Genomic DNA, 25,104 nt, shown 5'->3' with positions numbered 1-25,104 from the left:
TTCTGGATATCAGCTTTTCAATTAAGCACAATATCCAGAAATTTTCTGCAACTGATATTTGGTACCAATAAGCTATTTTACTGAGTTAACCATTACGGTAATTGCTACATAGAAAATTCTTTTATTAACTGAAAGAGGATTTAAATGTAAAAAATAACTGAGCATCTAAGCCTATTTATTCTTAAGAAAACAGACGCTGACTCCAGTTAAGAAGCGTTTTCGATGATATGGATAAACGATTCAGCTTTATTAAGTGGCGGAATAAATACCGTGATATGTAAATATCCGATATCCAATTCCTAAAGAAACAGAAAGCTGAAACCGTAAGCTTATCGGATACACAATATTAAAAACACGTTGTGTAATTTTCTACAGAGGTTGTGTACTAGGTATGGGTTAGTTACAGATTAACTTATGTCAGTAGTTTAAACGGATTATTTTCTCTTCTTTCGTGAATTATTAACTCATATAACTGAAATAATTTAAAAAAACATTAGTACTATTATGGAAAAATTAAAAAATTTAAGAAAATTATATAATTATAAGCAAAAAGATTTAGCTGCTAGGTTAGGTGTCAAATCAAAAGATATAAGTGACTGGGAGTTGAATAAATCTCAACCAGAATTGAAAATATTAAGAGATATTGCTGTAATTTTTGGTACAAGTGTTTATGATCTTTTAAATAATGACGTAGTTACTATAACATCTTGGCAGCCGTGGAATACTGACAAAAGGATTGATTCTTTTTGGGGGCATATAGGCATTCTTTTATACAACTCGAATGTTATTAAGTGGTATCCAGTTACTTCTGCAACAGCTAATAGAGTTGAACGTGTCTTACATGATGACCAACCAGATACACAAAGCAAAATACTTGCTGTGAAAACTTTAAATAACCGATTACTTTTTATCAATAAAAGTAAAATAAAAAAAATTTCACTCCTTGGTGATTATTCAGATATGCCAAAAGATTGGGAGCTGCCTTGGGATGGATATCAAGGATTAGGAGCAGAAGAGTATTATAATCTTATAGAAGAATATTTCTTTAATTATGAGCACTTTTGTGAGAATACCTCGGAAAAGTTACAAATTATTATTGATGAATTAATCAAAAAAAATAGAATTACAGATGATAATGTTCTTGAGCTTATTAATGATGTCTATATTTATTTTCATGACAATACAACTGAAACTATAAGTATAGGAGATGCTTCTGCATTGTTAAATAGTATCATGGATATTGAATTTGAAATGAGTAGATTCATTCATTTTGAAGACCTTAATGGTGAAATACATTTTATTCCTATAGAAAGTATTGGATTAATTGATATGCCTCTTTATTTGTATAAAACAGGATCTCATGAATTAAGTGATAATGAATAGGTAAATAATATGTATAGCAAACATGAAGAAAATGATATTTATATTGGGGAAGTGGTCGAATTTATTCAACAAATAGTCGCCATAAAAAATGACCACAAGCGACATATATATTATCGTGGACACTCAAGTGAACGGTATCGTTTAGTACCTTCATTATTTAGAAAAAATAGTGAAGGTCAGTCAATATACAGTATGCAAGAACATATTCTATATCGAGAGCTTTACATGTCTGAATATAAAGAATTTATCAATGATAAGTATACTTTAGATAAATTGGTACGAATGCAGCATTATTCAATGCCAACTCGTTTACTTGATCTAACAACTAATCCTCTTATTGCTCTTTATTTTGCTTGCAGATCTAGTGCGTCTATGGACGAGAGTGTTGGAGAAGTAATTATATTTTTTATAGATGATGAATATGTAAAATATTATGATTCAGATACTGCAAGCTGTATTGCAAATTTAGCTAGATTATCTCATCATGAGAAAGATGCAATTAATTTTAACAAAGAACGTGAGCGCTTTAACCAACAACCTAGCATAAAAAAACTTCTTCATTTTATTAGAGAAGAAAAGCCATTTTTTGAACCGAAAATCAATAAAAAAGACTTGGAAGATATTATTTGTATTAAAGGGATTAAAAATAATGTCAGAATATCTTCTCAATCAGGTGTATTTCTTTTATTTGGTTTAAATGCTACTTTAGATGAAATTGGAAATGACTATATTCAGATTAAAAGAATAAAAATTAATAATCGAAAAAAAATATTAGATGAACTTGATTTACTCAATATTAATGAAAGTACAGTTTTTCCTGATATCGAAAGTTCTGCTAGATATATTTCTTATAAAATTAAAGTTAGATAAATTTTAATTTAAACTACTAAACTACTAAACTACTAAACTACTAAACTACTAATATTTTTTAATGCAGCCTCCATCACTGCATTATCATACGAATAGTCTTTTTTGCTCAGGAAACGTTGAATGTTAAATGCATTGAAACACTCATCTGAAAACTAATTATCAAACTTCTTTTATCTATCGGAATGAAATAAATTTAGTGATGATAGAGGTTGCTTAATCTAGCTTAATACCGATATTACTAAGTCTGTTGTTTTATGTTAACTGAAACTATAACAGTTTCTTTGTCAATTAGATAAATTCATTAATACATACAAATAATTATTGTGATAAATGATTTGGACTTCTGCTGTAATTATTTATATAGCTGAATCATCAGCTATTCAGGTCATATTATTTAAAAGTAGTGGTTTGGTTTGTATTACTGCCTATTCCTCCTGTTATGCTGTTAAAGCAGTTAAGTATTAACCTCTGTTCAATTTCATGATTATTCTAGTAATAGCCTTACATTAAAGTCAAAATATATTTATATAGGTATGAATTTATTAATTAATATTAATATGTTAGTAGAAATTAAAATAACATTTCTACAACAATTGCTTTACCATCACAGCAACTACCTGCATTATCACAATAAATATTGATTTATTTGCGTATCAATCCAGTTAAGGCTATAAATAATCTTACGGCTACAGTTATGGCATAAGTTTTTTGAGTATTTAAGGAGCATTACATGAACAATATCAATGTTGGCATTGTACAAATGGTTTCAGGTACAGATGTTGCCGAAAATATCCAGTCTATGCAGCGCTTAGTGCGGCAGGCTGCCGCAGCAGGGGCGCAATGGGTGGTATTACCTGAATACTGGCCAATTATGGGTAAAAACGATACCGATAAAGTAGCTGTAGCAGAGACATTCGGCGATGGGGTACTGCAATCTGCCTTAAAAACACTGGCGGCTGAATTGGGTATTGTCCTGTTTGGTGGCACCATACCCTTACAAAGTACCGATAAAACCAAGGTGCTTAATACCATGCTGGTGTATGGGCGTGCCGGTGAGCTGCTTGGTTTCTATCACAAAATGCATTTGTTTGGTTACAGCGGTGCCAATGAATATTATGCCGAAGCCGATACCATATTGCGCGGCATGGATGTGCCGGAGTTAAAGGTTGATCATATCACTGTGGCGCAGGGTATTTGTTACGACTTACGTTTTCCTGAATTCTTCCGTGCTCAGCTCCCATTTGAGGTACTGGTTTTACCGGCAGCCTTTACCTATACCACTGGTAAAGCGCACTGGCATACCCTGTTAACGGCCAGAGCAATTGAAAATCAGTGTTATGTACTGGCTTCAGCACAAGGCGGGCAGCACCAGAATGGCCGCCGTACCTATGGCCACAGCTTGATTATTAATCCGTGGGGTGAAGTAATCGCTTCACTTCCAGAGGGAGAGGGCGTAATTTGTGCTGAGCTGGATGCAGATTTCCTGCAATCGGTACGCACCAAATTACCGGCACTACAACATCGCTTACTGTAATCATGAATGATTATCTGCCTTAACAGATGTTGAATTAATTGAATACATTAATTCAATAATTTGGACATAATGTCTAAATTGTGCCGTTATTAGCCAGAAAACAGCACATAAGCAATCATTTCTTGTCCAAAAATGCGATTCATGGCATGATTACCAATTAATTTTACATTATAGAGTTAAATGTTGAGTTTTCTATTGAATCTTGAATTAGGATGTAAGGGGCAGTTATGAGTGGCGGAACAAAGAAAAAATCGCATTCACAATGGAGCTCGCGGATGGGATTTATGCTCGCCGCAGCAGGTTCAGCAGTAGGTTTGGGCAATATCTGGAAATTCCCCTATATGGCCGGCCAGATGGGTGGTTCTGCGTTTGTGCTTACCTATCTGATTTGCATGTTTGTGATTGGTTTACCGATTCTGGTAGCCGAGTGGCTGATTGGCCGTCGCGGACAGAAAAATCCGATTCACACTATGGAAGATGTGGCTGCTGCTGAAGGACGATCCAAATCATGGCGCTGGGTAGGTATTATTGGTGTACTTGGCTCATTCCTGATACTGTCTTTTTACAGCGTGATTGGTGGCTGGGCCACTGATTACATTTTCCTTGCCGGCAATGGTACTTTCACAGGGCTGCATGGTGATGGTACCAGTGAGGTGTTTCAGCAATTTCTCGGCAGTGTAAATCATTTGCTTACTTGGCATACTGTGTTTATGTTGGCTACTGGCTTGATTGTAGCGATGGGAGTAGGTGCCGGTCTGGAGCGTTCATGTAAAATCATGATGCCGGGGCTGGGTATTTTGCTGATTGGACTGGTGATTTATGCTGGCGTTGTCAGCGGCCCTTCATTTGGCAAAGCATTTGCTTTCCTGTTTACTCCCAACTGGTCTGCCATCACGGGTAAGGCTGTATTGGCGGCATTGGGACATGCGTTTTTCAGTTTGTCTCTGGGTATGGGGATTATGATGGCCTATGGCTCGTATCTGGGCAAAGATGTTAATCTGATTTCCACTGCCCGTACCGTGGTAATTCTGGACGTAATTGTAGCTATGTTATCTGGTATGGCCATTTTCCCACTGGTATTTGCCAATGGTCTGCAACCGGCAGAAGGGCCCGGCCTGATTTTCGTTACCTTGCCGATTGCTTTTGGTAATATGGCTGGCGGTACCATCATCGGTGTACTGTTCTTTATCTTCCTTACCTTTGCTGCACTTACTTCCTCTATTTCGTTACTGGAACCAACTGTAGAACTGCTGGAAGAAAAAACTCATTTAGGCCGTAAATCAGCTACATTGGTGAGCAGTGTAATTATCTGGGCTTTGGGTATTGCCTGTCTGTTGTCCTTTAATGCATGGCAGGATGTCACCATATTTGGAAAAAATATTTTTGATTTTCTGGATTATGTCACCAGTAAGCTTATGCTGCCGTTAACTGGTTTGGGTACTATTATTTTTGCCGGCTGGATGATGAAGCAGGAAACCATTCGGCAGGAGCTGAATTTGAATCCGGTAATATTTGCGGGCTGGAAATTCTTATGTCGGATTGTTATTCCTGTGGCGGTAATAGCTATCTTGATATACGGCTTTATGTAAGCTTGCAATAATCAATATTAAAATCAAGCTTTATGCCAATGAATACACCGGCTTGCGGGGGAAACGCAAGCCGGTGTATTCATTGGCCTGATTTGTTTTTAAAACATAACATGTTGTTATATAATATAATTTATTCTAACTTTTAAATAATACTTAATCCCCAAGTTTTCTCTGTCACGCCAAAATCACATATGAAGCCAGATAAGTGATGCTGTAGAAAATGAGAGAAAAAGGTTTCGTTAATAAAGAAGATATAGTTCAGATAGTTATCAATATGGTCTGCTTGTTTATGGCTGTACCTATCTGCGACACTGATAATTTATATATTCGTTGTTAATGAAGCTTTATAAGTTTAAGACGGTAATGGACAATCTAATGATAAACATTTTTGTTTAAATCCACTATCGGCTGCAATACAGATATTAATCCGTTAGTAGAGTGAAAAACTTATTTGTAAGCAGCCGATATGCCTGACAATAGTTTTTTATGTTCTTATATTGGGTTTTACCAGTTAATTTATTACTTAAGCCGATATTCTGAGCAGATTAATATTATCGGTAAGACAAATTACTAGCTGACAGCTAAAATATTTTTACATGGCTTTTGCTATTGCCAGCAGATGGGTTTAATACTTTCTGTGCAGGCATAAATATTAGCTGTATCTGGTTTCAGTAATATATAGCCGGAACTATATATGATTGCAAATTATCTGGATTTGTTCCGCTGGCTTAGATTTAATTTAATATCTGATTAATAGTAAATCACCTCTGTTAAATACATCACATACTCACGCCCGCTTTACGTGCAACGGCCAGACCTTCTTCCACGCTCATATATTGTGGCGGCTGGATACAATCACGCAAAACAATTTCTCCCTGGCTGAACATCACCAGTTCGTTAATAGCCAGCTGCTGCCATTGTTCGTTACAGGTAAGGGGTAGGGTAGCGATTACCGCAACACGATCGTGAGGGGTAGTTACGGCGGAAAAATCAATGGCTACATCTTCATCAGTCAGAACTGCCTTACCAAAAGGAGCTTGTCGAATAATATAAAAGAGCAGGGTACTGGCATGGGCAATCAACCAATCGCCATTGGAAAGCATATAATTAAACAGCCCATATTGGCGTAATTCAGCAGTAATTTCTGCCACCGTTTGAAATAAAACTTCGCGTGAAGGCTTGTGGCGAAAACGCTGGCGTAATTGCTCAAGCAAATAGCAGAATGCTTGTTCGGAATCGGTTGTACCTACTGGATTAAAATATTCTCCACCGGCTGGCTTAAAGCGGCGCAGATTTCCATTATGCGCAAATACCCAGTATTCTCCCCATAATTCGCGTACAAACGGATGCGTATTGACCAAATGCACCTGCCCTTGCGTAGCCTTGCGAATATGTGCAATCACGTTTTCCGACTTAATTTTATACTGCTGTACGAGATCTGCTACAGGAGAGCTGGCGCAGGGCTTGTCATCCTGAAGCAGGCGTACGCCATGACCTTCAAAAAAAGCAATACCAAAACCGTCAGCATGATTATCTGTTAAGCCACCGCGTAAGCGGAAGCCTTCAAAAGAAAACACTATATCAGTGGGGGTATTGCAATCCATGCCTAACAACTGGCACATGTATTATTTCTCCATAGATAAATTAGTAAATTGATATGTGCTGTTTCATCAGGTAAAGATTATACATCCGGATTATGGTAATCGATAATTCAAGCTTATATTTGCCTATAAAAAAGCCTGTAACTGTTGTTACAGACACAGATGAAAGTTATCAGTATAAAAATTTGTGTTTATATAGCACTTAAGTTGATAAGTAATGATCAAGAGTGTACGAAGTTTATCACTGGGTCAGTGATATTGCCAAACTACTTTCTATGTTCTGAATCCGTAGCCATCTTGCCACGAAATAATATTGCAGCAGCAGGTTGATCAATCAGCAAGTAAAACCAGAATTGGGCGCTTTATTTCTTAGTGTAATTACCACTTGAATTAATACAGTACAAAAATAGAAAAATTTTTCACTTAATTCCAGAGGATTTAAAATAAAAGAGCTGGCTGAGTATTAAGTTGTAGTGATAGTAAAAGAAGTGGATGCTGCTATTACCGTTAAGATGTTTATATATTAGGGAATGTCGGGTTATTTACACTTCATTATAAAAATAATCTGTTAATGCGCATAAGGTGTTTTGCCTGATAACCGCTTTATACGATTTAACAGTATTGTAGTAGTTAATTTTTGCTTTAATGCTCGTCTATGGATAGGTTGGATTGGTAAATTTATGATTTATTTTATGTTTATTCGATTTTTTTGATAAGCAGATGTTTTCATTGTTCTGATATTCGCTGCCAATAGCTGAATAAATGCATTTAATGATATCAGACTAAAACATTGTCTTGCAGAACTCATGCTGAGCTAAATTGAGATTGAGTTGAGTCAATACCTGCATATGTTCGCACACAAAAAATTAGCAATCCAGACAAATAATTGTTCTCTGCTCTGTTGCTTTATCTTATTTTTAAGTAAAGATGAATACTTTGTGTCTGTATATAATATAACGTACGGATAGATTTTGTTATGGCACTTTACTTGCTACTTTAATTTATCTTTGTTGGATTTTTTAATTTTGACCAGACGTTTAAGACTATAGTTAATAATTATATAGGGTATATTTTAACTGGTTAATGAGGCAAACAGTTTCAATGCGGCTTTTTTTCGGTACATGATAAATGGCGGGGGACTGAGCATAAAGCGTTGAGCCAAAACAGTGACAAGTTATTCTCTTTTCAAAGTAATCATTAAATTTTTTGTCAGTAACAGGGCGTCAATTTAATCTTTTTATGTATATTCATGACAGTTTTTTTCCAATTTTCTGTAAACAATGCGACGATTTCTTACATTTTATGTTATATATAGCAATATAAATATAAAAGATGAGGTGTGAGAGAATGGAATTACAAAAATTTTTAAATAATTATGTGGATAAGGCTTTTGAAGATAGTGGTTTGTCTTCATACCCAGCTCTGTTACGTCCTGCATCAAAACCTGAATTTGGCCATTATCAGATTAATGGGGCTATGGGAGCAGCAAAATCCTTGAAATCAAATCCTAGAGAGATTGCTGAGAAAGTTGTAAACAATTTATCTTGTTTGAAAGATGAAGGAATTGTTGATAGCATCGAAATATTGGGTTCGGGCTTTATTAATATTTTTTTATCAGGCAGCTTTCTTAGTCAGAGGGCATTCGAATGTTTGTTTGATGAAAGGCTAGGCGTAAAAAAACAACCAAAACAAATCATACCGATTGACTACCCATCTGCTAATTTGGCTAAAGAGATGCATGTCGGCCATTTGCGTGCCAGTATTATTGGTGATGCTTTAAATAGAGTATTAAGATTTTTAGGGCATGATGCTTTCAGTCAGGATCATGTTGGTGACTGGGGCACGCAATTTGGAATGCTTATTACTTATATGGTTGAGACGGAAAAGGTTGGGCAGAGTGATGTTGCATTGGCAGATTTAGAAGCGTTTTATCGGAATGCAAAAAAGAGATTTGAAGAATCAGAAGAATTTGCACAAACAGCGAGAAGTTATGTTGTGCAATTACAAGGTGGAGATGAAAAGGTTCTGGCTTTATGGCGTCGCTTTGTACAAGTATCTCAAAAGCATTGTCAGGAAGTCTATAAAAAGCTTGGATTGCTGGTTAATGAAAGTAATTTGAAAGGTGAATCTTCATATAATGACGATTTACAGCCAACTGTAGATGAGCTTGTTCAAAAAGGTATAGCGGTAAATAGTGATGGTGCGAAAGTTGTATTTTTAGATGAGATTAAAGATAAAGACGGTAATCCAACTGCATTTATTATTCAAAAGCGTGATGGTGGTTTTCTGTATTCAACTACTGATCTGGCATGTATCCGCTACCGTGTTAGGCATTTGAAAGCAGACCGGATTATTTATGTTGTTGATGTCCGCCAAAGTTTACATTTCAAAGAGTTATTTGCCACAGTTCGTAAAGCGGGATTCGCGACTGAAAAGACTCAGTTAGAGCATATTGCCTTTGGTACTATGATGGGAAAAGATGGCAAACCATTTAAAACCCGTGATGGCAATACGATTAAGTTAATTGATCTGTTAAATGAGGCTGTTGAAAGAGCGTCAGAGCTGGTACGTCAGAAAAATCCGGCGCTATCGAATGAGGAAGTTACTAAGATATCAACTGCTGTAGGGATATCGTCGATAAAATATGCAGATCTATCTAAAAACAGAACGAGCGATTATATTTTCAATTGGGAAGGTATGCTGTCATTTGAAGGGAATACTGCACCTTATTTACAGTATGCTTATACTCGAATTCAAAGTTTGCTTAATAAAAGCGGGCAATCAATTGAACCCAATACTGATCATGTTATTCTGGCAACAGAGCAGGATGAAAGAAATCTGTTATGTTTATTGTTGCAGTTTGAGGATGTAATTATTACTGTGGCTAAGGATTGTATGCCTCATTATCTTGCAAGCTATCTGTTTCAATTGGCTTCTTCATTCTCTAAGTTTTATGAGAAATATCCGATTTTGAAAGAAAAGGATGAAATCAGAAATAGTCGTTTACAAATAGCCAGATTAACAGGAAGAACTTTAAAGCAGGGGATGGATCTTTTAGGGCTGGATGTATTAGACAAAATGTAGATAATAAAAAAGCCTGTAAATTCAGGCTTTTTTATTTAAATGTCTATTTCTGTTGTCCATTTAACAACTTGTAATGGTATTTCTGTTTTAATATTACACACGCCTGGTAACAATGCTAAGGTATTAACCTGAAAATTTCTATACTCTTCTAAATCGGTACACAATACTCGTAATAAAAAATCATTTTCTCCTGCCATAACATAACATTCTTGAATTTGTGACAATAATTTTACTTCATAAATAAATCTTTCAATGGCAGCAGAGCTGGTGTTGGCAATATCTATTTTTATTCTGACATATACTATTAGTTGTTTATTAATGGTTTTTTTATCAAGCAATGCTACGTATTGTTTTATAAATCCGGCGTCTTCCAATATTTTAATGCGACGCAGGCACGGGGATGGAGATAATCCTACTTTTTTGGCAAGTTCATTATTCTGAATGTTACCTTCTCGTTGAAGTATTCGGAGTATTCTTTTATCTATGTTATCCAGTTTCATAATAAATACCTCATTGTTCGTACAGCAATTACATTGAAAATCGTGCATTTTGTATCAATAATTTTTATTTTATCGGTATCATATTGCTTCATTCCTTATGAGGATGTTTGGAGTTATATGCTGCTAATATCTCTTTGATATGCTCCTTGTGTTTTTGAGATTAACAAAAAAATATAAATCTGGTATTTCTGAGCTGTTTTGTTGGTTAAACCGGCAAATATTTCAGGCTGGGTTGCTTTGGTGATTTTAATCTCAGGACAATGACTGTTTTATCATTTATAAGAAGTATAAACCCTCTTTTTTGCAGTGAAAGCCTTTGGCAGGTATCTCAGCCCCTGCTTTTTTAATATTGATACAGTTTGATGCTCAGCTAGTTTTTTCATACTTCACCAATTCCTTTTGGTTCAATGATAGAGAATTTTAAACATTTTTGCAGTACTTTTTAAGGAGTATTTACAATTAAAATCTGATTCTATCAATCTAAGATTATTTGATACAAAATTCTAAAATACAGTACATATAAATAATTAAAAAAATTTAATTTCAATGAAAAAAAGCCATAATAGCTTCGAATTCAGTAGATTCATGTTAAATAATGTGTTGAGGAGTTTTGATAATGTCAGGAAATTTCGGTGTTAATTCAGAATGCGGTAAATTGCGCAGTGTTATGGTATGTCGCCCTAATTTAGCTCATAACAGATTGACTCCATCTAATTGTCACGAGCTTTTGTTTGATGATGTTATCTGGGTTGAAAAGGCTCAGCGTGATCATGATAATTTTGTAAAAATAATGAAAGATCGCGGTGTCCATGTTATTGATGCAAATGTTGCGTTAAGTGAAGTATTACAAAATAAAGAACATAGAAATTGGATTCTTGATCGTCTTTTCGTTCCTCAAAACATTGGGGTTCATATGCTAAGTGATGTACGTGCTTGGTTAAATGAGCTTCCGGCTGAGAATCTGTCTGCATATTTATTCGGTGGTATTACTAAATCAGATTTACCTTTTAAAACAAGTTGTGATCTGATGTTCAATTATATGAGTGAAGATGATTTTTTAACTTCTCCAGCTCCAAATGCTCTTTTCCAGCGTGACCCAAGCTGCTGGATTTATGGTGGTGTGAGTTTAAATCCGATGTATTGGCCTGCACGCCGCCCTGAAACGCTAATCATGCGAGCAATCTATAAATTTAATCCTTATTTTGCAGGAAAAGCCAAAATCTGGTGGGGCGACACAGATGAAAATCTGGGAACGTTATCTGTAGAGGGTGGCGATGTAATGCCAATTGGAAACGGGATTGTGCTGGTTGGTATGGGCGAACGTACAAACCCGCAAATGGTATCTCAACTGGCAAAAAGTGTTTGCGGTAAAGAGAATGGGGCAACAAGGGTAATTGCCTGTCAAATGCCCAAATCGCGTGCTGCTATGCATCTGGATACTGTGTTTTCAATGTTAGATTATGATTTGTTTTCAGTTTTCCCGGAAGTTGTCGATCAGATTAAGTGTTACAGCTTATATAGAAGTGGTGCAGAAGATGAAATCGCTATTGAGGAACATAAAGGACAACATTTTGTTGATGTTGTTGCTGAAGCAATGGGCAAGGTAACGGGTTCACAAGTTACGCGTATCCAAACTGGCGGCGATAATTTTCAGGCGCAAAGAGAGCAATGGGATGATGCCAATAATGTGATTATGCTGGACAGACGGGTTTGTATTGCTTATGACCGTGATACTTATACGAATAAGATTATGCGTGATCACGGTGTAGAAGTATTGGAAGTGGATGCAGGTGAATTAGGACGTGGGCGTGGTGGCGGTCATTGTATGACTTGTCCGATTATCCGTGATTCAATCATTTAAATTTAAATAAAGGAAATTCATTATGGCTTTTAATTTGAAAAATCGTAACTTACTGAGTTTAGTTCATCATACTGAACGTGAAATTAATTATTTGATTGATTTGGCTCGCGATCTTAAAAGGGCTAAATATGCTGGTACTGAAAAACAGTTACTGAAAGGCAAGAATATTGCTTTAATTTTTGAAAAGACTTCAACCAGAACGCGTTGTGCATTTGAGGTTGCTGCTCATGATCAAGGTGCTAATGTAACTTATATTGGTGCTAGCGGATCACAGATCGGGCATAAAGAAAGTATGAAAGATACTGCCCGTGTATTAGGACGGATGTATGATGGGATTGAGTATCGCGGTTATAAGCAATCTATTGTTCAGGAGCTTGCTGATTATGCCGGTGTTCCTGTATGGAATGGTTTAACCGATGAATTCCACCCAACACAAATGCTTGCTGATGTGTTAACTATGCTGGAGTATTCTAACGGTAAACCTTTAAATGAAATTAAGTATGCATATGTTGGTGATGCACGTAATAATATGGGTAATTCATTATTATTAATTGGTGCAAAATTGGGAATGGATGTACGTATTTCTGGCCCTAAATCATTATTGCCTGAGCCTGAATTGGTGGCAATGTGTGAGAAATTTGCCAAAGAAAGTGGTGCACGCATTACTGTTACTGATGATGTGAAGAAAGCTGTAAAAGATGTAGATTTTATTCATACTGATGTTTGGGTTTCTATGGGTGAGCCTATTGAATCTTGGGGTGAACGTATTGATGCATTAACGCCATATCAGGTAAATAAAGAATTGATTGCGGCAACAGGCAATCCACGAGTTAAGTTTATGCATTGTTTGCCAGCTTTTCATAACTCTGAAACAAAAGTGGGCAAGGAAGTTGCAGAACAATATCCACAATTTAAAAATGGGATTGAAGTTACTGAGGATGTATTTGAGTCTCCTATCAATATTGCATTCGAACAGGCTGAAAACAGGATGCATACCATTAAAGCAGTTATTGTATCCAGCTTAGTTTAAGATAAAAACGATTGGAATTAATATGAGAATTGTTATTGCTTTGGGTGGTAATGCATTATTGCGAAGAGGAGAGCCGTTAACGGCTGAGAATCAACGCCAGAATACTAAGATTGCATGTCAGCAAATTGCTAAAGTTTATCCCGGGAATGAATTGGTTATTGCGCATGGTAATGGCCCGCAAGTTGGTTTAATTGCATTACAATCTTTGTCATATACTGATGTTCCTTCATACCCATTAGATGTTTTAGGAGCTGAATCTATTGGGATGATTGGTTATATGATAATGCAAGAGTTGGGTAATCTTCTTCCTCTGGAGACGCCATTAGCTACATTATTATCTCAGGTGGAAGTTGATAAAAATGATCCTGCATTCTTGAATCCAACTAAACCTATCGGTCCTGTTTACACAAAAGAAGAAGCAGAAAAGCTTGCGAAAGAAAAAAATTGGAGCATTGCTCCTGATAATGATAAGTACAGGCGTGTGGTTCCCAGTCCGATTCCTAAACGTATTTTTGAAATTAGACCTGTAAAATGGTTGTTGGAAAAAGGTACGGTGGTTATTTGTGCTGGTGGTGGTGGTATACCGACATTCTATGATGATGATGGTACTTTAAAAGGTGTAGAAGCAGTAATAGATAAGGATCTTTGCTCTGCTGTTTTGGCAAAACAGGTTGCGGCTGATATTTTTATCATTGCAACGGATGTATCAGCTGCTTTTGTTAATTGGGGAAAACCCAATCAACAGGCCATTAAAGAGGCTCATCCGGATACGCTAGAAAAAATGGGCTTTGCTGCTGGTTCTATGGGGCCAAAAGTACAGGCAGCCATTAATTTTGCTAGGGAAAATCCGGGAAAATCAGCGGTAATTGGTTCTTTGGCTGATATTGATGATATTGTTAAAGGTATAGCTGGTACGAAAATTAATACATCTTTTTCTACTGAGTTAACATACTATTAACTAAAGCAAACAAGGTATCGTATATGATAAATGCGATACCTTTTTTTTAAGGATTCTTTATTATGCAATCTGAAAAAAATACGCAACCAAAAGAAAAGAAAAAATCCTTATCAGCATTTAGTATTTTATTTATTATTTTGGCTTTGCTATGGATTATTTCTAAATTGCTATCCGGTCATTCATTTACGCCGGTCACGCTCCCTGAAAATTCAGAAGTAGTCTCTACAGTTATTTCTCCATCACTGAGTAATCTTGTGATGGCACCATTCAAATCCTTTCAAAATTCAATCAATATAGCAGTATTTATTCTTGTCTTAGGTGGGTTTATCAATGTAGCGATGAAGACAAATTCCTTGGAAGCAGGTATTTCTGCATTGGTTCAGAAGTTAAAAGGAAAAGAATTGGTGCTTATTCCGCTGCTGATGTTTTTGTTTTCTATTGGCGGTACTGTATACGGGATGGCGGAAGAAACTATTGCATTCTATATTCTTATTACTGCAACTTTGGTGGCCGCTGGTTTTGACACTCTGATAGCCGTGGGAGTTATTCTCTTAGGAGCAGGAGCGGGTGTATTGGGATCAACTGTTAATCCTTTCGCTACTGGTGTGGCCGGTGATGCGCTTAAGGGCGTTGGCTATAATCCTAATCAGGGAACCATTATTACGGTAGGAACAGTTCTTTGGCTCTCAACGCTTGCTTTTTGCATTTGGTATGTGATGAGATATGCCAAAAAAATTAGAAAAGATAAAACGCTTACATTATTGTCGCAACAAGAACAAACTGAAATGAATTTGTATTTCAATAAAGAGAATACAGAACATCTTAGTTTTGGACGACGTGAAAAAAATATTCTGATCCTGTTTGCATTCACTTTCATTGTTATGATAATTTCATTGATACCATGGGGTGAATTCAATATAACTGTTTTTAATGGCTGGACGTCGTTTTTAACTGGTAGTAATTTTGGCGATTGGACTTTTGGTGATTTAGCAATGTGGTTTTTACTGATGTCAGTAGTCATTGGTGTGGTGGCGAGGATGTCAGAAAAAGATATTATTGATAATTTTATTGCGGGTGCGTGCGATATTTTATCAGTAGTTTTGATTATTGTTGTTGCCCGTTCTATTTCGGTATTAATGGGGGAAACGCATTTAGATCTATTTATTTTAGATAAGGCACAAAGTCTGTTAACTGGATTGTCGCCAGTTATCTTTGTTCCTGTAGCTTACTTGATTTATTTAGGTCTGTCTTTCTTAATTCCTTCAACATCTGCTCTTGCCTTTGTTTCTATACCAATTTTAGGACCGCTAACTGCTAAGTTAGGTATGGATCCTAATATTATGATTATGATTTTTGTGGCTGGTAGTGGTTTAGTGAATTTGATTACGCCTACATCTGGCGTTGTCATGGGTGGCTTGCAGCTATCTAAAGTAAATTACAGTACTTGGTTAAAATTTATGGGGCGTCCAATCGCTGTTATATTAATTATGAATATAGTTATTTTAACGGTATCGATGATGGTGCTGACAAGCTGATTGTCAAATTTATACTGGCTATTTTTCTTTATCCCCCCCACTAATCTTTGGCAGGTTACAGGGGGGTACTTACGATAGACTGGGAAGCAGATTTTGAGAAGTAGTTTTTTTACGCAGGATAAATTCAAACTGAGAATTTGACGGTATGTTTTTATTTAGAGTAGTATAATAAATTAGTTGCACCCGTAGCTCAGTTGGATAGAGTATCTGGCTACGAACCAGAGGGTCGGGCGTTCGAATCGCTCCGGGTGCACCATCTGGCAAATTATTCTTATTAGCTATATAAATGGAGCTTTAGAATTTTGAGTTTGGTATGAGTTTATATCAAGCTTTTGTCATTAAATTCTATATGAGAGCTCATTATATAATTTTCTAAATTAATCATCAGCTACTACTTCAGGCATAAGCCAGTTTTAAACAGCTGGTTTTGTTTTCGTGCTGTATTTTATGCAATCAGGTGGTTACTATGCATTAAAATATTTCAGCCAGAAGTAGGATATATTTTATTATAAAATCCAAAATAAATAAGTTGAATGTGGTCAATGGATTCGATAAGTGACTGTGGCCGAAATCAATGTTGCTTTAAAACGTTCAATATAATTGAGGACTTCAATTGTGAGGTATTTAATACTGATACTGTGGTAATCAGCAGGCAGGATTACCTGAACTAGTCGAATTATGCTTGTCCGTTAAAAATATATGTAGATGGTGGAGTGAAATATACCAAAAAATATTCTTTAACTGGTTGTAATCATAAGGTATAACTCTAGATTATATTCAATCAGACAATTTATATGTAAATGGTTATGGTGAACGGTTTAATCGTACTTAGTGTATAAAAGTATTAGATTCATACTTTTGGGTGAGTGAACCAGAGTAAGTAAGGGTGTTAACTGGAGAATGGCTGACGGTTTATAACCAAGAAATACTTCATGAGATGCTAAATGATATGACATCTGATGAATATAAAACACTAGAACCGCTGCGTAATTTAGTATGTGAATTGTGAGCTGAGATGCTGGTATTTACAGAGGTTTTCTGATTCTGGTGTGGTGATAAGATGACTTGATTTTTTCACTAGGAGTGACCATATAAGCTGATTATTTTGCCGAGATAGTAATGATGACAGAAAGTAAGATGGCTAAGGCAGATCAGTTGACGCGTTTTATGTTTGATGATTGCCCGGTGCGTGGCCTGCATGTAAATTTACAGCAGGTCTGGCAGCATGTAGCTAAGAATAAGGCTTATCCGAAAGCGATCCATCGGGCATTAGGGGAGCTGACTGTTGCCGCGGTATTACTGGCCAGTAATCTGAAGTTTGATGGGAATCTGATTGTGCAGGTACAAGGTAAGGGTGTGCTGAAAATGTTGGTAGCGGAGGCTACATCAGCAGCTACCTGCCGGGCAACTGCGCGCTGGGATGAGTCTGCGGTAATTGATGAAAATATGCAGTTGGCGGATTTGCTCGGTGAAGGCGGCATGTTTGTGCTGACATTACAACCGGCGCAAGGTGAGTCATGGCAGGGGGTAGTGGAACTGGCCGGTGACAGTATTGCACAGATGCTGATGAATTATATGGCGCGTTCGGAACAGTTGGCGACTTATATTACGCTGGCGGCAGATGATGATCATGCTAGTGGGTTGTTGCTGCAAAGACTGCCAGAACGGGATATTGAGGAAGATAGCTGGACGGAATTATCTGCTCTGGCTGGTACGCTTACTGAGGATGAGTTGTTGCAGTTGGATGCTGAGACTTTATTGTACCGGCTGTTCCATGAACATGAGGTAAGGTTGTTTGCGCCGCAGGATGTGGAATTTGCCTGTACCTGTTCCCGTGCCAAGGTGGGTGATATGCTGCTGTTGCTTGGTGGACAGGAGGTAGGTGAAGCGGTAGTGGAGCAGGGCAGTATTGAGGTGAATTGTGATTTCTGTTATGCGCGCTATGTGTTTGATGAGGCGGATGTGAATGCTCTGTTTGGCAGTGATGTGGTGGCAACGGCACAGCAGGAATTAGCCGATAGGCAGATAAATCATTAGTCCTGAGTTTGCAACAGAAAGCAGCCGGTGTAGTTGGCTGGCTGCTTTTTTTGCAGGCTGATTATGGTAATTCTGTTGTTTTAATGCTGCATTAATATTTCTATTTCTGTGGTGGTTTTAGGCACGGAGGCGGTAAGAACTTCGTTGCCAGTTTCGGTAACCAGTACGTTATCTTCGATGCGGATGCCGATGTTATGGAATGCTGCTGGTATGTCATCGGCAGCGCTGATATACAAGCCGGGTTCGACTGTGGTTACCATGCCGGGCTGTAACAGGATTGGCTGTTCATTTTCATTAAAGCGACCGCCCACGTCATGGACATCCAGACCGAGCCAGTGGCCGAGGCCATGCATGTAAAAGCGTCGGTAGGCTTTAGTTTCGATATTTTGTTCAAGGCTACCGTGCAGTATACGCAAATCTATGAGACCTTGGGTCAGCATGTTGATGGCTGTGGCACTGATGGTTTGCCAGTTGGCTTGTTTGATGGTAGCGGCAATACAGGCCTGATTAACGTCCAGTACGATGTCGTAAACATCTTTTTGCGCGCTGTTGAAGCGGCCGCTGACGGGGAAGGTACGGCTGATGTCACCTGCATACATCTGGTATTCGGCACCGGCATCTATCATGAGTAGTTCGTTGTGCTGAAGCTGGCAGTTATTGCTGACGTAATGCAGGCAGCAGGCATTTTTGCCGCCGGCGACGATGCTGTTGTAGGCAGGGTAACGCGCTCCGCGCTGCATGAATTCGTGCAGAATTTCGGCCTCTACTTGATATTCATATTGTCCCGGGCGGGTGGTCTGCATGGCGCGGATATGCGCCTGTGCGCTGATTTCGGCGGCCGTGCGCATTAATGCCTGTTCATGCTGGTCTTTAATGAGGCGCATTGGATCGAGTATGGTGGCAAGATTGACCATGCTGTCTGGTGCGAGGGTGCTGCCATTGGCACTGCGATAGTTGGCGATGCGAGCCACTTCGTACCATAATTCGATTAGTTTCGGGTCGTTTTCAGGATACAGTCCCCACAAGGCAAATAGGCGACGATGTCCTGAGAGGGCATTTCTGAGGTAAGTTGGCCATTGGCTGATGTCGTCGCTGGCATCAAAGGCAAATGTTTCTCGTGCTGCTGTATGACCATAGCGAAAACCATTCCAGATTTCGTGTTTGGGATCTTTATTGCGGCACAGTAGGGTGGCGCTGTGTTCTCGGCCATTCAGTATGAGGGCTGCGCCAGTTTCGGGAAAGCCGGTTAGGTAATGGAAATAGCTGTCTTGCCGGAAAGGGTATTCTGTGTCGTTGCTGCGACGTTGCTCGGGAGCGGCAAAAAGAATGGCAATGCCATCTTCGCCGATTTGTTCCAGTACTTTCTGACGGCGTTGCTGATAAATGGTAATGTCGATAGGCATTGTTAGTATTTCTCCTTACTGCTGTTGCGACGAGCAGTTTGTATGTGTTGAGCCAGCCACAGTGCCAGTGCTGCACCGATGAGGTCGGCAATGGCATCTATTATATCGCCCTGGCGGGTGGTGAACAGTGCCTGAATGGTTTCGCTGGCTGCTGCCCAGCTGATTGCGGTGATGATAAACAGGCGTTGAGGTATGGTGATGTTGGCACTGAAGCAGGCTTTGGCCAGTAACCAGAACTGACCGAAAAACAGGCCAAGGTGGCAGATTTTGTCGAATTGTGGAATGGGTACTGGATTGCCGCTGGCTTTGAAAAACAGAAAATAGATGCTGGCGATAAACCAGCAGATGGCCAGTAATACCCATTTGTTGAGGTAGGCGGTTTTCATAGGGAGTTGGTTTCGTTCAGCCATTGCTGGCATAGGGAAGCCAGACGGTTAAATTTGCTGCCACGCTGTTGGAAGAGTTGCTGCCATTGCTGCACTGTCTGTGTATCCGGTGCTTGATCAAGGCTGCATTCGTTTAACCAGAAATCAAGAATTTCGGCACACTCACCGGCTGAAGCTGTTTGGAAAAGTTGGGTTGTGGCTTGCATGAATCTGTTGGTATTAATGGTTTTAGGGTGGTGAAGAATAAAAAACGGACTGGATTACAGTCCGTTTTGTTTTATTCAGTTTCCAGTACGGCGGTGGTGTATACGTTTTGGACGTCATCCAGATCTTCAAGTGCATCCAGAAGTCGCTGCATTTTTTCTGCTTCGGCTCCGGCCAGTACGGTTTCGTTGACTGGGCGCATGGTTACTTCGCCATCTGCGGCATGAAAGCCAGCAGCTTCGAGTGCTTCTTTGATGCTGCTGTACTGATAGGGCTCGGTGATGACTTCTTTGGAACCGTCTTCCTGTATGATGATGTCTTCTGCGCCTGCTTCCAGTGCGGCTTCCATTAGGCTGTCTTCATCGACATCCGGGCTGAAAAGCAGATAGCCCTGATGGGTAAACTGGAATGCCACGGAACCGTCGGTGCCCAGATTACCGCCATGTTTGGTAAATGCATGGCGTACGTCGGCTACGGTGCGGGTTTTGTTATCGGTGAGGCAGTCTACCATGACTGCTGCGCCACCGATGCCGTAGCCTTCGTAACGCAATTCTACGTATTCAACACCTTCGAGGTTACCGGTGCCTTTGTCTATTGCACGCTGGATATTGTCTTTGGGCATGTTGGCATCGGTGGCTTTATCCATTGCCAGACGCAGACGCGGGTTGGCACTTGGGTCGCCGCCACCCAGTCTGGCGGCAATGGTAATTTCTTTAATCAGGCGGGTGAATATTTTGCCGCGTTTGGCATCCTGACGTCCTTTACGATGCTGGATATTGGCCCACTTGCTGTGTCCTGCCATTTTGAAATCCTTGTTTTTGCGATAGTTTTATGCGTTAAAACAAAGCCAAAGCTTGAGGCTTTGGCAGGTTTGAACGCCATCAAATAATTGAAATATGGTGTTAATTTTACCATATTGCGTTTTTATTGAGTAGGCTGCTATCTGATTTGTATAAATGGGCTAATCTGAGCTATTTTGTACGGTTGTTTTGCCAGTGTTTTAGCCAGGCGATGCAGCCGGCGTGGACGATGGTGTAGGTTTCGCTAAAGTTGCCGCTGAAATAGGGATCGGGTACGTAATCGTATTCGCTCTCTGGTAGTAAATCGGTAATTTTATAAACTTTGTCCGGCTGATTGCCGCCAAAAATCCGTGCTAAGTCTTGCAGATTTTTATCGTCCATGGCGATGATATGATCGTAAATGGCGATATCTTCCGGCCGTACTTCGCTACTTTGGAAGCCATCGGTGTTGATGTTGTGTACATGCAGAATGTCTTTACTGCCTTGATGCATGTCTTCGCCGTTGTGCCAGCCGGAAGTACCGGCGCTGGCAATTTTAATCTGCTGACTTAGACTTTGTTGGGTAACCAGTTCACGCAGGATGTATTCAGCCATGGGTGAGCGGCAGATGTTACCCAGACAGACAAACAATACTTTGGTGGCAGGCATATCAGTGACTCCGGGAAAAGAGGGGATTATGGCCGATCATGCGGATCGATTGGGCATAACTGGGCAGTTGTGTTTGTATGCTGATAGGTTCATGCAGCAGGCGGATGTTTTCAACTTGGCATTCGGCCAGTAAATCAATGAAATTCTGTACGATGCTGTCGATATTATCGGCCTGAGTAAGTGGCCAGTGAAAGGTTTGTGGCTGTAGTTCGAATGCGCTGTCTGCTGCGTTAAAGCCAAACAGGATTTTGCCACCTTCCTGTGCGGCGATGACGACGCCTACGCGAGGACTTTGCAGGCGTATGGTGCGAATGGCATTGGTGGTGAATACGTCGCAGGCCATGCGCAAACGCATGGCATTGCCTGTACGCAGGGCACTCAGGGGCGATTGCGGGGAAAGCGGGTTGATAAATAATGTAGTACCGGTGGTAGCCAGATGGGTATGCCAGACTTGCATCAGGGGCAGGGCAGTATCGGCCAGATTGCAGTTTAAAGCCGGCCGGATGTCTGTGCTGGCAAAGCCTAAGGCGTAAAAAGCCTGTACGGATTGTCCGCTTTCTACTGATAGCGGTGTATGGGGCAACTGGTTAAGGAAGTCGGTGGCCAGTTGTGGATTTTGTTTGGCTGCAAACCACTGGTTGGCCTTGATATGGGTTAGGGCGGTGTCGCTGATGAGATGTGCAGCCCAGTGAATTTTATTCCAGGATTCAGACCATGGCTGGTTTTTGAAAGTTTCGGCAATGGCTGTTGCTGGTATGGTGTCGGGTAAACGGATGTTTTCTTTGGCACCACCTACTACTATGACAGGTAAAGCCAGCCATTGTACTTCTGTCTGGTTGTGTGCCTGTAAGACTGCTTCCAAGGTATCCCACAGGATATTGTAAATATCGCAGTTGGCAGCCATAGCCAGAGCTACTGATAGGTTGGTGTAATTATTCTGTGCCAGCATTCGGGTGATTTCTGCTTGCAGGCTTTCGCGGGCGAGGGTGGTCTGTGCTTTTGATGTAGGCGTTACCAGACTGGCTGCATGCAGTAGCAGTTCGTTTTTGATATGGTCGGTAGGATATGCGCGTGTATCTGGCAGGCAGTAAGATGTGTTCATGATGTTGAGATGGTTTTAGTAGGCTTGTTTGATGAGATAGTGTATTAAGTGTTAATAATCAATTTACACAAGTTAGGCAAAGTTTCAGGATAACAACAATTTAGCAATAGCAAATGAACGGGATTATTAATATTACTTTGCACAATAGGCACAATTTGTCTTATAGACTGTATATGCATAAATCGCAAGCTAATATATAAGCTATTGTAGCAAATTAGTTCTGGCTGAAATGAATATGCTGGCAGGAGGTTATATTTTTGTCTGCTGATTTGTTGCAGCAAAGCTGTTGATTTGGATAACAGGCTGGCTTGAAACTGGTTTGTGCTGCCCTTATTTTGAGCTAACAACAATCAATTTTTGGGTAATTTGAGAAAGATTATGAAACAAACACACAGTTTCCAGACTGAAGTAAAACAGTTGTTACAGTTGATGATTCATTCTTTATACAGTAATAAAGAGATTTTTTTGCGTGAGCTGATTTCCAATGCAGCAGATGCCTGCGATAAGTTACGCTTTGAGTCATTGAATGATGCCTCTTTGCTTGGGGATGATACGGAATTCAGAATTACTGTTACTGCGGATGCGGAGGCTAAAACGGTTACGGTATCGGATAATGGTATTGGTATGAATGAGGCAGATGTAATTGAACATCTGGGTACGATTGCCAAATCTGGTACGAAAGCATTTCTGGAAAAGCTGACTGGTGATGATAAGAAAGATGCCAATCTGATTGGTCAGTTTGGTGTGGGTTTTTATTCTGCATTCATTGTGGCAGATAGGGTAACTGTTGAAAGCCGCAAGGCTGGTGTGGCTGAAAATGAGGCGGTACGCTGGGTGAGTGCCGGTGATGGTGAGTTTACTGTTGAGCCCATCAGTAAGACTACGCGTGGTACAGATGTGATTCTGCATCTGAAAGAAGACGAAAAGGATTTGTTGTCTGACTGGACGTTACGCCGGATTGTGACTACATACAGTGATCATATTTCTGTGCCGATTTATATGAAAAAGGCACCGGAATATGATGAAGAAGGTAATGTAAAATCTTCAGATGAGCTGGAGGTGGTTAATCAGGCTCAGGCGTTATGGCAACGACCGAAAAATGAGATTACTGCTGAGCAGTATCAGACTTTTTATCGTCATGTAGCGCATGATTATGATGATGCTCTGGCGTGGACGCATTTTCGTGTTGAAGGCCGGCATGAATATACGGGCTTGCTGTATGTGCCTAAACATGCGCCGTTTGATTTGTATGAACGCGAACAGAAACATGGGGTGCAGTTATATGTAAAACGTGTGTTCATTATGGACGATGCGAAAAAGCTGATGCCTTCCTACCTGCGTTTTATCCGTGGTGTAATTGACAGCAGTGATTTACCGCTGAATGTATCACGTGAAATTTTGCAGGAAAGCCGTGATCTGGATGCTATTCGTGCTGGTAGTGTGAAAAAGGTATTGTCTTTACTGGAAGATTTGAAGAAAAACCAGCCGGAGAAATACACTGAATTCTGGCAGGTATTTGGCAATACGCTGAAAGAGGGTATTGCTGAGGATTATAATAATAAAGATAAAATTGCTGGCTTATGCCGTTTTGCCTCTACGCATAATGATAGCAGCGAGCAGAATGTGACGCTGGCTGATTATATTGGTCGCATGAAAGAAGGGCAGGAAAAAATTTATTATATTACTGCCGATAGTTATGCTGCTGCCAAGAATAGCCCGCATCTGGAAATTTTCTTGAAAAAAGGTGTTGAGGTATTGCTGCTGACTGACCGTGTGGATGAATGGGTGGTAAACAGTCTGCCGGAATTTGATGGTAAAGCTTTGGTGAGTGTGGCCAAGGGGTCGCTTGATTTGGGTAATCTGGCTGATGAGGAAGAAAAAGCAGCACAGGCTAAAACTGAAGAAGACAATAAAGACTTGGTTGAGTTGATTAAGACTGCTCTGGGCGATAAAGTAGATGCTGTGCGTGCAACGGCTCGTCTGACTGAAAGCCCGGCCTGTCTGGTGGTTGGTGAGCATGATATGAGCCAGCATCTGGCGCGTATGCTGGAAGCTTCTGGCGCGGCCGGCCAGATTCCGCACACTAAGCCAACGCTGGAAATTAATCCGGAACATCCGCTGATTAAGAAAATTGCAGGGGAACAGGATGAAACCCAGCGCACTGAGCTGGCTGAACTGGTATATGATCAGGCGCTGCTGGCTGAAGGTGGCAAACTGGAAAATCCGGCTGCATTTGTGAAGCGCATGAATCATTTATTACTGACGTTAAACCAGTAAAGCTGTTTGTATGGTTTATAAAGGCTGTCTCGTCTGAGGCAGCTTTTTTATTGCTGTTTGAATAGTTGTTTTATTTGATGTGACTTATGGCAATGTGGCATAAGGTAGATAGATTCAATTATTTATTTTGCTGTAATGATAATTTCTTTCCGATATGCTTTGTTTGACAAGAAAAAAATCAATACATTCAAAAATATAATTAGCAGTATGAGATTACATACTATTTTTATCGCTCAGATAGGTTAGTTCAACACGGGTTTATGGTTTCAGAAGCTGTTTTATAAAATAAAATGTAAAGAAAT

Annotated in this window: 19 protein-coding genes and 1 tRNA gene; 12 read left to right on the top strand and 8 right to left on the bottom strand. The window is 39.6% G+C overall.

Annotated elements, in window-relative coordinates; translation table 11 throughout:
- Positions 1 to 504 precede the first annotated feature (504 nt).
- The 4 genes from MJ761_RS00405 to MJ761_RS00390 all read left to right on the top strand — a co-directional run bounded on the left by MJ761_RS00405 (position 505) and on the right by MJ761_RS00390 (position 5,376).
- The gene (locus tag MJ761_RS00405; protein ID WP_093090984.1) at positions 505 to 1,383 is read left to right on the top strand and encodes a helix-turn-helix transcriptional regulator; all 879 of its coding nucleotides are present in this window, start codon (positions 505 to 507) and stop codon (positions 1,381 to 1,383) included.
- Between the two features lie 9 nt (positions 1,384 to 1,392).
- A complete protein-coding gene (locus tag MJ761_RS00400) occupies positions 1,393 to 2,253 on the top strand; it encodes an FRG domain-containing protein (protein WP_093090982.1) in 861 nt (286 codons plus the stop codon).
- Between the two features lie 730 nt (positions 2,254 to 2,983).
- Positions 2,984 to 3,787: a carbon-nitrogen hydrolase family protein gene (locus tag MJ761_RS00395; RefSeq protein WP_093090980.1), complete on the top strand. Its 804-nt coding sequence runs from the start codon at positions 2,984 to 2,986 to the stop codon at positions 3,785 to 3,787.
- Between the two features lie 227 nt (positions 3,788 to 4,014).
- Entirely contained in the window at positions 4,015 to 5,376 is a 1,362-nt protein-coding gene (locus MJ761_RS00390) for a sodium-dependent transporter (RefSeq protein WP_093090978.1), read from the top strand.
- A 779-nt stretch (positions 5,377 to 6,155) separates the two neighbouring features.
- Here the strand turns inward: MJ761_RS00390 and MJ761_RS00385 are convergent.
- The gene (locus MJ761_RS00385) at positions 6,156 to 6,998 is read right to left on the bottom strand and encodes a class II glutamine amidotransferase (RefSeq protein WP_093090976.1); all 843 of its coding nucleotides are present in this window, start codon (positions 6,996 to 6,998) and stop codon (positions 6,156 to 6,158) included.
- Positions 6,999 to 8,324: 1,326 nt separating this feature from the next.
- Between MJ761_RS00385 and argS the strand changes: the two genes are divergently transcribed.
- Entirely contained in the window at positions 8,325 to 10,061 is a 1,737-nt protein-coding gene (gene argS / locus MJ761_RS00380; RefSeq protein ID WP_093090974.1) for an arginine--tRNA ligase, read from the top strand.
- A 35-nt stretch (positions 10,062 to 10,096) separates the two neighbouring features.
- Here argS and MJ761_RS00375 read toward each other — a convergent pair whose 3' ends face one another.
- Complete coding sequence (locus MJ761_RS00375; protein ID WP_037406440.1) at positions 10,097 to 10,561, bottom strand: Lrp/AsnC family transcriptional regulator; 465 nt, start codon at positions 10,559 to 10,561, stop codon at positions 10,097 to 10,099.
- Positions 10,562 to 11,177: 616 nt separating this feature from the next.
- On the opposite strand from MJ761_RS00375, the gene MJ761_RS00370 reads away from it, so the two are divergent.
- The 6 genes from MJ761_RS00370 to hslO all read left to right on the top strand — a co-directional run bounded on the left by MJ761_RS00370 (position 11,178) and on the right by hslO (position 17,982).
- Positions 11,178 to 12,422: an arginine deiminase gene (locus tag MJ761_RS00370; protein WP_093090972.1), complete on the top strand. Its 1,245-nt coding sequence runs from the start codon at positions 11,178 to 11,180 to the stop codon at positions 12,420 to 12,422.
- A 22-nt stretch (positions 12,423 to 12,444) separates the two neighbouring features.
- Positions 12,445 to 13,452 carry an ornithine carbamoyltransferase gene (locus tag MJ761_RS00365; protein WP_037406443.1) on the top strand — a complete coding sequence of 336 codons (1,008 nt, stop codon included), beginning with the start codon at positions 12,445 to 12,447 and terminating at the stop codon, positions 13,450 to 13,452.
- A gap of 22 nt (positions 13,453 to 13,474) precedes the next feature.
- A complete protein-coding gene (gene arcC, locus MJ761_RS00360; RefSeq protein ID WP_093090970.1) occupies positions 13,475 to 14,410 on the top strand; it encodes a carbamate kinase in 936 nt (311 codons plus the stop codon).
- Between the two features lie 62 nt (positions 14,411 to 14,472).
- Entirely contained in the window at positions 14,473 to 15,945 is a 1,473-nt protein-coding gene (locus tag MJ761_RS00355; protein ID WP_093090968.1) for a YfcC family protein, read from the top strand.
- A 179-nt stretch (positions 15,946 to 16,124) separates the two neighbouring features.
- Positions 16,125 to 16,201, top strand: a tRNA-Arg gene (locus MJ761_RS00350).
- An 866-nt stretch (positions 16,202 to 17,067) separates the two neighbouring features.
- Positions 17,068 to 17,982: an Hsp33 family molecular chaperone HslO gene (gene hslO, locus MJ761_RS00345; RefSeq protein WP_093091316.1), complete on the top strand. Its 915-nt coding sequence runs from the start codon at positions 17,068 to 17,070 to the stop codon at positions 17,980 to 17,982.
- An 80-nt stretch (positions 17,983 to 18,062) separates the two neighbouring features.
- Here the strand turns inward: hslO and MJ761_RS00340 are convergent, their stop codons facing one another.
- The 6 genes from MJ761_RS00340 to MJ761_RS00315 form a co-directional block, all read right to left on the bottom strand.
- The gene (locus tag MJ761_RS00340; protein ID WP_093090966.1) at positions 18,063 to 19,385 is read right to left on the bottom strand and encodes an aminopeptidase P N-terminal domain-containing protein; all 1,323 of its coding nucleotides are present in this window, start codon (positions 19,383 to 19,385) and stop codon (positions 18,063 to 18,065) included.
- Positions 19,386 to 19,387: 2 nt separating this feature from the next.
- Entirely contained in the window at positions 19,388 to 19,771 is a 384-nt protein-coding gene (locus tag MJ761_RS00335) for a VanZ family protein (RefSeq protein WP_093090964.1), read from the bottom strand.
- The gene (locus tag MJ761_RS00330; protein ID WP_093090962.1) at positions 19,768 to 19,977 is read right to left on the bottom strand and encodes a dioxygenase; all 210 of its coding nucleotides are present in this window, start codon (positions 19,975 to 19,977) and stop codon (positions 19,768 to 19,770) included. The genes MJ761_RS00335 and MJ761_RS00330 overlap by 4 nt, the downstream gene beginning before the upstream one ends.
- A 71-nt stretch (positions 19,978 to 20,048) precedes the next feature.
- Positions 20,049 to 20,777 (bottom strand): YebC/PmpR family DNA-binding transcriptional regulator, encoded by a 729-nt coding sequence (locus MJ761_RS00325; protein WP_093090960.1) that lies wholly within the window; start codon positions 20,775 to 20,777, stop codon positions 20,049 to 20,051.
- Between the two features lie 169 nt (positions 20,778 to 20,946).
- Positions 20,947 to 21,423, bottom strand: a complete 477-nt coding sequence (locus MJ761_RS00320; RefSeq protein ID WP_093090958.1) for a low molecular weight protein-tyrosine-phosphatase — start codon at positions 21,421 to 21,423, stop codon at positions 20,947 to 20,949.
- A gap of 1 nt (position 21,424) precedes the next feature.
- Positions 21,425 to 22,525, bottom strand: coding sequence for a conjugal transfer protein (locus tag MJ761_RS00315; protein WP_176715037.1), 1,101 nt, complete (start codon positions 22,523 to 22,525; stop codon positions 21,425 to 21,427).
- Between the two features lie 378 nt (positions 22,526 to 22,903).
- Here MJ761_RS00315 and htpG point away from each other — a divergent pair, with 378 nt between their 5' ends.
- Positions 22,904 to 24,802 carry a molecular chaperone HtpG gene (gene htpG / locus MJ761_RS00310; protein WP_093090954.1) on the top strand — a complete coding sequence of 633 codons (1,899 nt, stop codon included), beginning with the start codon at positions 22,904 to 22,906 and terminating at the stop codon, positions 24,800 to 24,802.
- The last annotated feature ends 302 nt before the right edge of the window (positions 24,803 to 25,104 follow it).

Origin of the sequence: Snodgrassella communis (genome assembly GCF_914768045.1) — a bacterium.
Classification (GTDB): domain Bacteria; phylum Pseudomonadota; class Gammaproteobacteria; order Burkholderiales; family Neisseriaceae; genus Snodgrassella; species Snodgrassella communis.
This window is presented reverse-complemented; position numbering and strand designations above follow the sequence as displayed.

Coding starts and splice junctions, on each gene's coding strand:
- MJ761_RS00365 (WP_037406443.1), top strand. CDS start 12,445: ATGGCTTTTAATTTGAAAAATCGTAACTTACTGAGTTTAGTTCATCAT.
- MJ761_RS00400 (WP_093090982.1), top strand. CDS start 1,393: ATGTATAGCAAACATGAAGAAAATGATATTTATATTGGGGAAGTGGTC.
- MJ761_RS00330 (WP_093090962.1), bottom strand. CDS start 19,977: ATGCAAGCCACAACCCAACTTTTCCAAACAGCTTCAGCCGGTGAGTGT.
- arcC (WP_093090970.1), top strand. CDS start 13,475: ATGAGAATTGTTATTGCTTTGGGTGGTAATGCATTATTGCGAAGAGGA.
- MJ761_RS00355 (WP_093090968.1), top strand. CDS start 14,473: ATGCAATCTGAAAAAAATACGCAACCAAAAGAAAAGAAAAAATCCTTA.
- MJ761_RS00335 (WP_093090964.1), bottom strand. CDS start 19,771: ATGAAAACCGCCTACCTCAACAAATGGGTATTACTGGCCATCTGCTGG.
- hslO (WP_093091316.1), top strand. CDS start 17,068: ATGACAGAAAGTAAGATGGCTAAGGCAGATCAGTTGACGCGTTTTATG.
- MJ761_RS00385 (WP_093090976.1), bottom strand. CDS start 6,998: ATGTGCCAGTTGTTAGGCATGGATTGCAATACCCCCACTGATATAGTG.
- MJ761_RS00320 (WP_093090958.1), bottom strand. CDS start 21,423: ATGCCTGCCACCAAAGTATTGTTTGTCTGTCTGGGTAACATCTGCCGC.
- MJ761_RS00325 (WP_093090960.1), bottom strand. CDS start 20,777: ATGGCAGGACACAGCAAGTGGGCCAATATCCAGCATCGTAAAGGACGT.
- argS (WP_093090974.1), top strand. CDS start 8,325: ATGGAATTACAAAAATTTTTAAATAATTATGTGGATAAGGCTTTTGAA.
- MJ761_RS00405 (WP_093090984.1), top strand. CDS start 505: ATGGAAAAATTAAAAAATTTAAGAAAATTATATAATTATAAGCAAAAA.
- MJ761_RS00315 (WP_176715037.1), bottom strand. CDS start 22,525: ATGAACACATCTTACTGCCTGCCAGATACACGCGCATATCCTACCGAC.
- MJ761_RS00395 (WP_093090980.1), top strand. CDS start 2,984: ATGAACAATATCAATGTTGGCATTGTACAAATGGTTTCAGGTACAGAT.
- MJ761_RS00375 (WP_037406440.1), bottom strand. CDS start 10,561: ATGAAACTGGATAACATAGATAAAAGAATACTCCGAATACTTCAACGA.
- htpG (WP_093090954.1), top strand. CDS start 22,904: ATGAAACAAACACACAGTTTCCAGACTGAAGTAAAACAGTTGTTACAG.
- MJ761_RS00390 (WP_093090978.1), top strand. CDS start 4,015: ATGAGTGGCGGAACAAAGAAAAAATCGCATTCACAATGGAGCTCGCGG.
- MJ761_RS00340 (WP_093090966.1), bottom strand. CDS start 19,385: ATGCCTATCGACATTACCATTTATCAGCAACGCCGTCAGAAAGTACTG.
- MJ761_RS00370 (WP_093090972.1), top strand. CDS start 11,178: ATGTCAGGAAATTTCGGTGTTAATTCAGAATGCGGTAAATTGCGCAGT.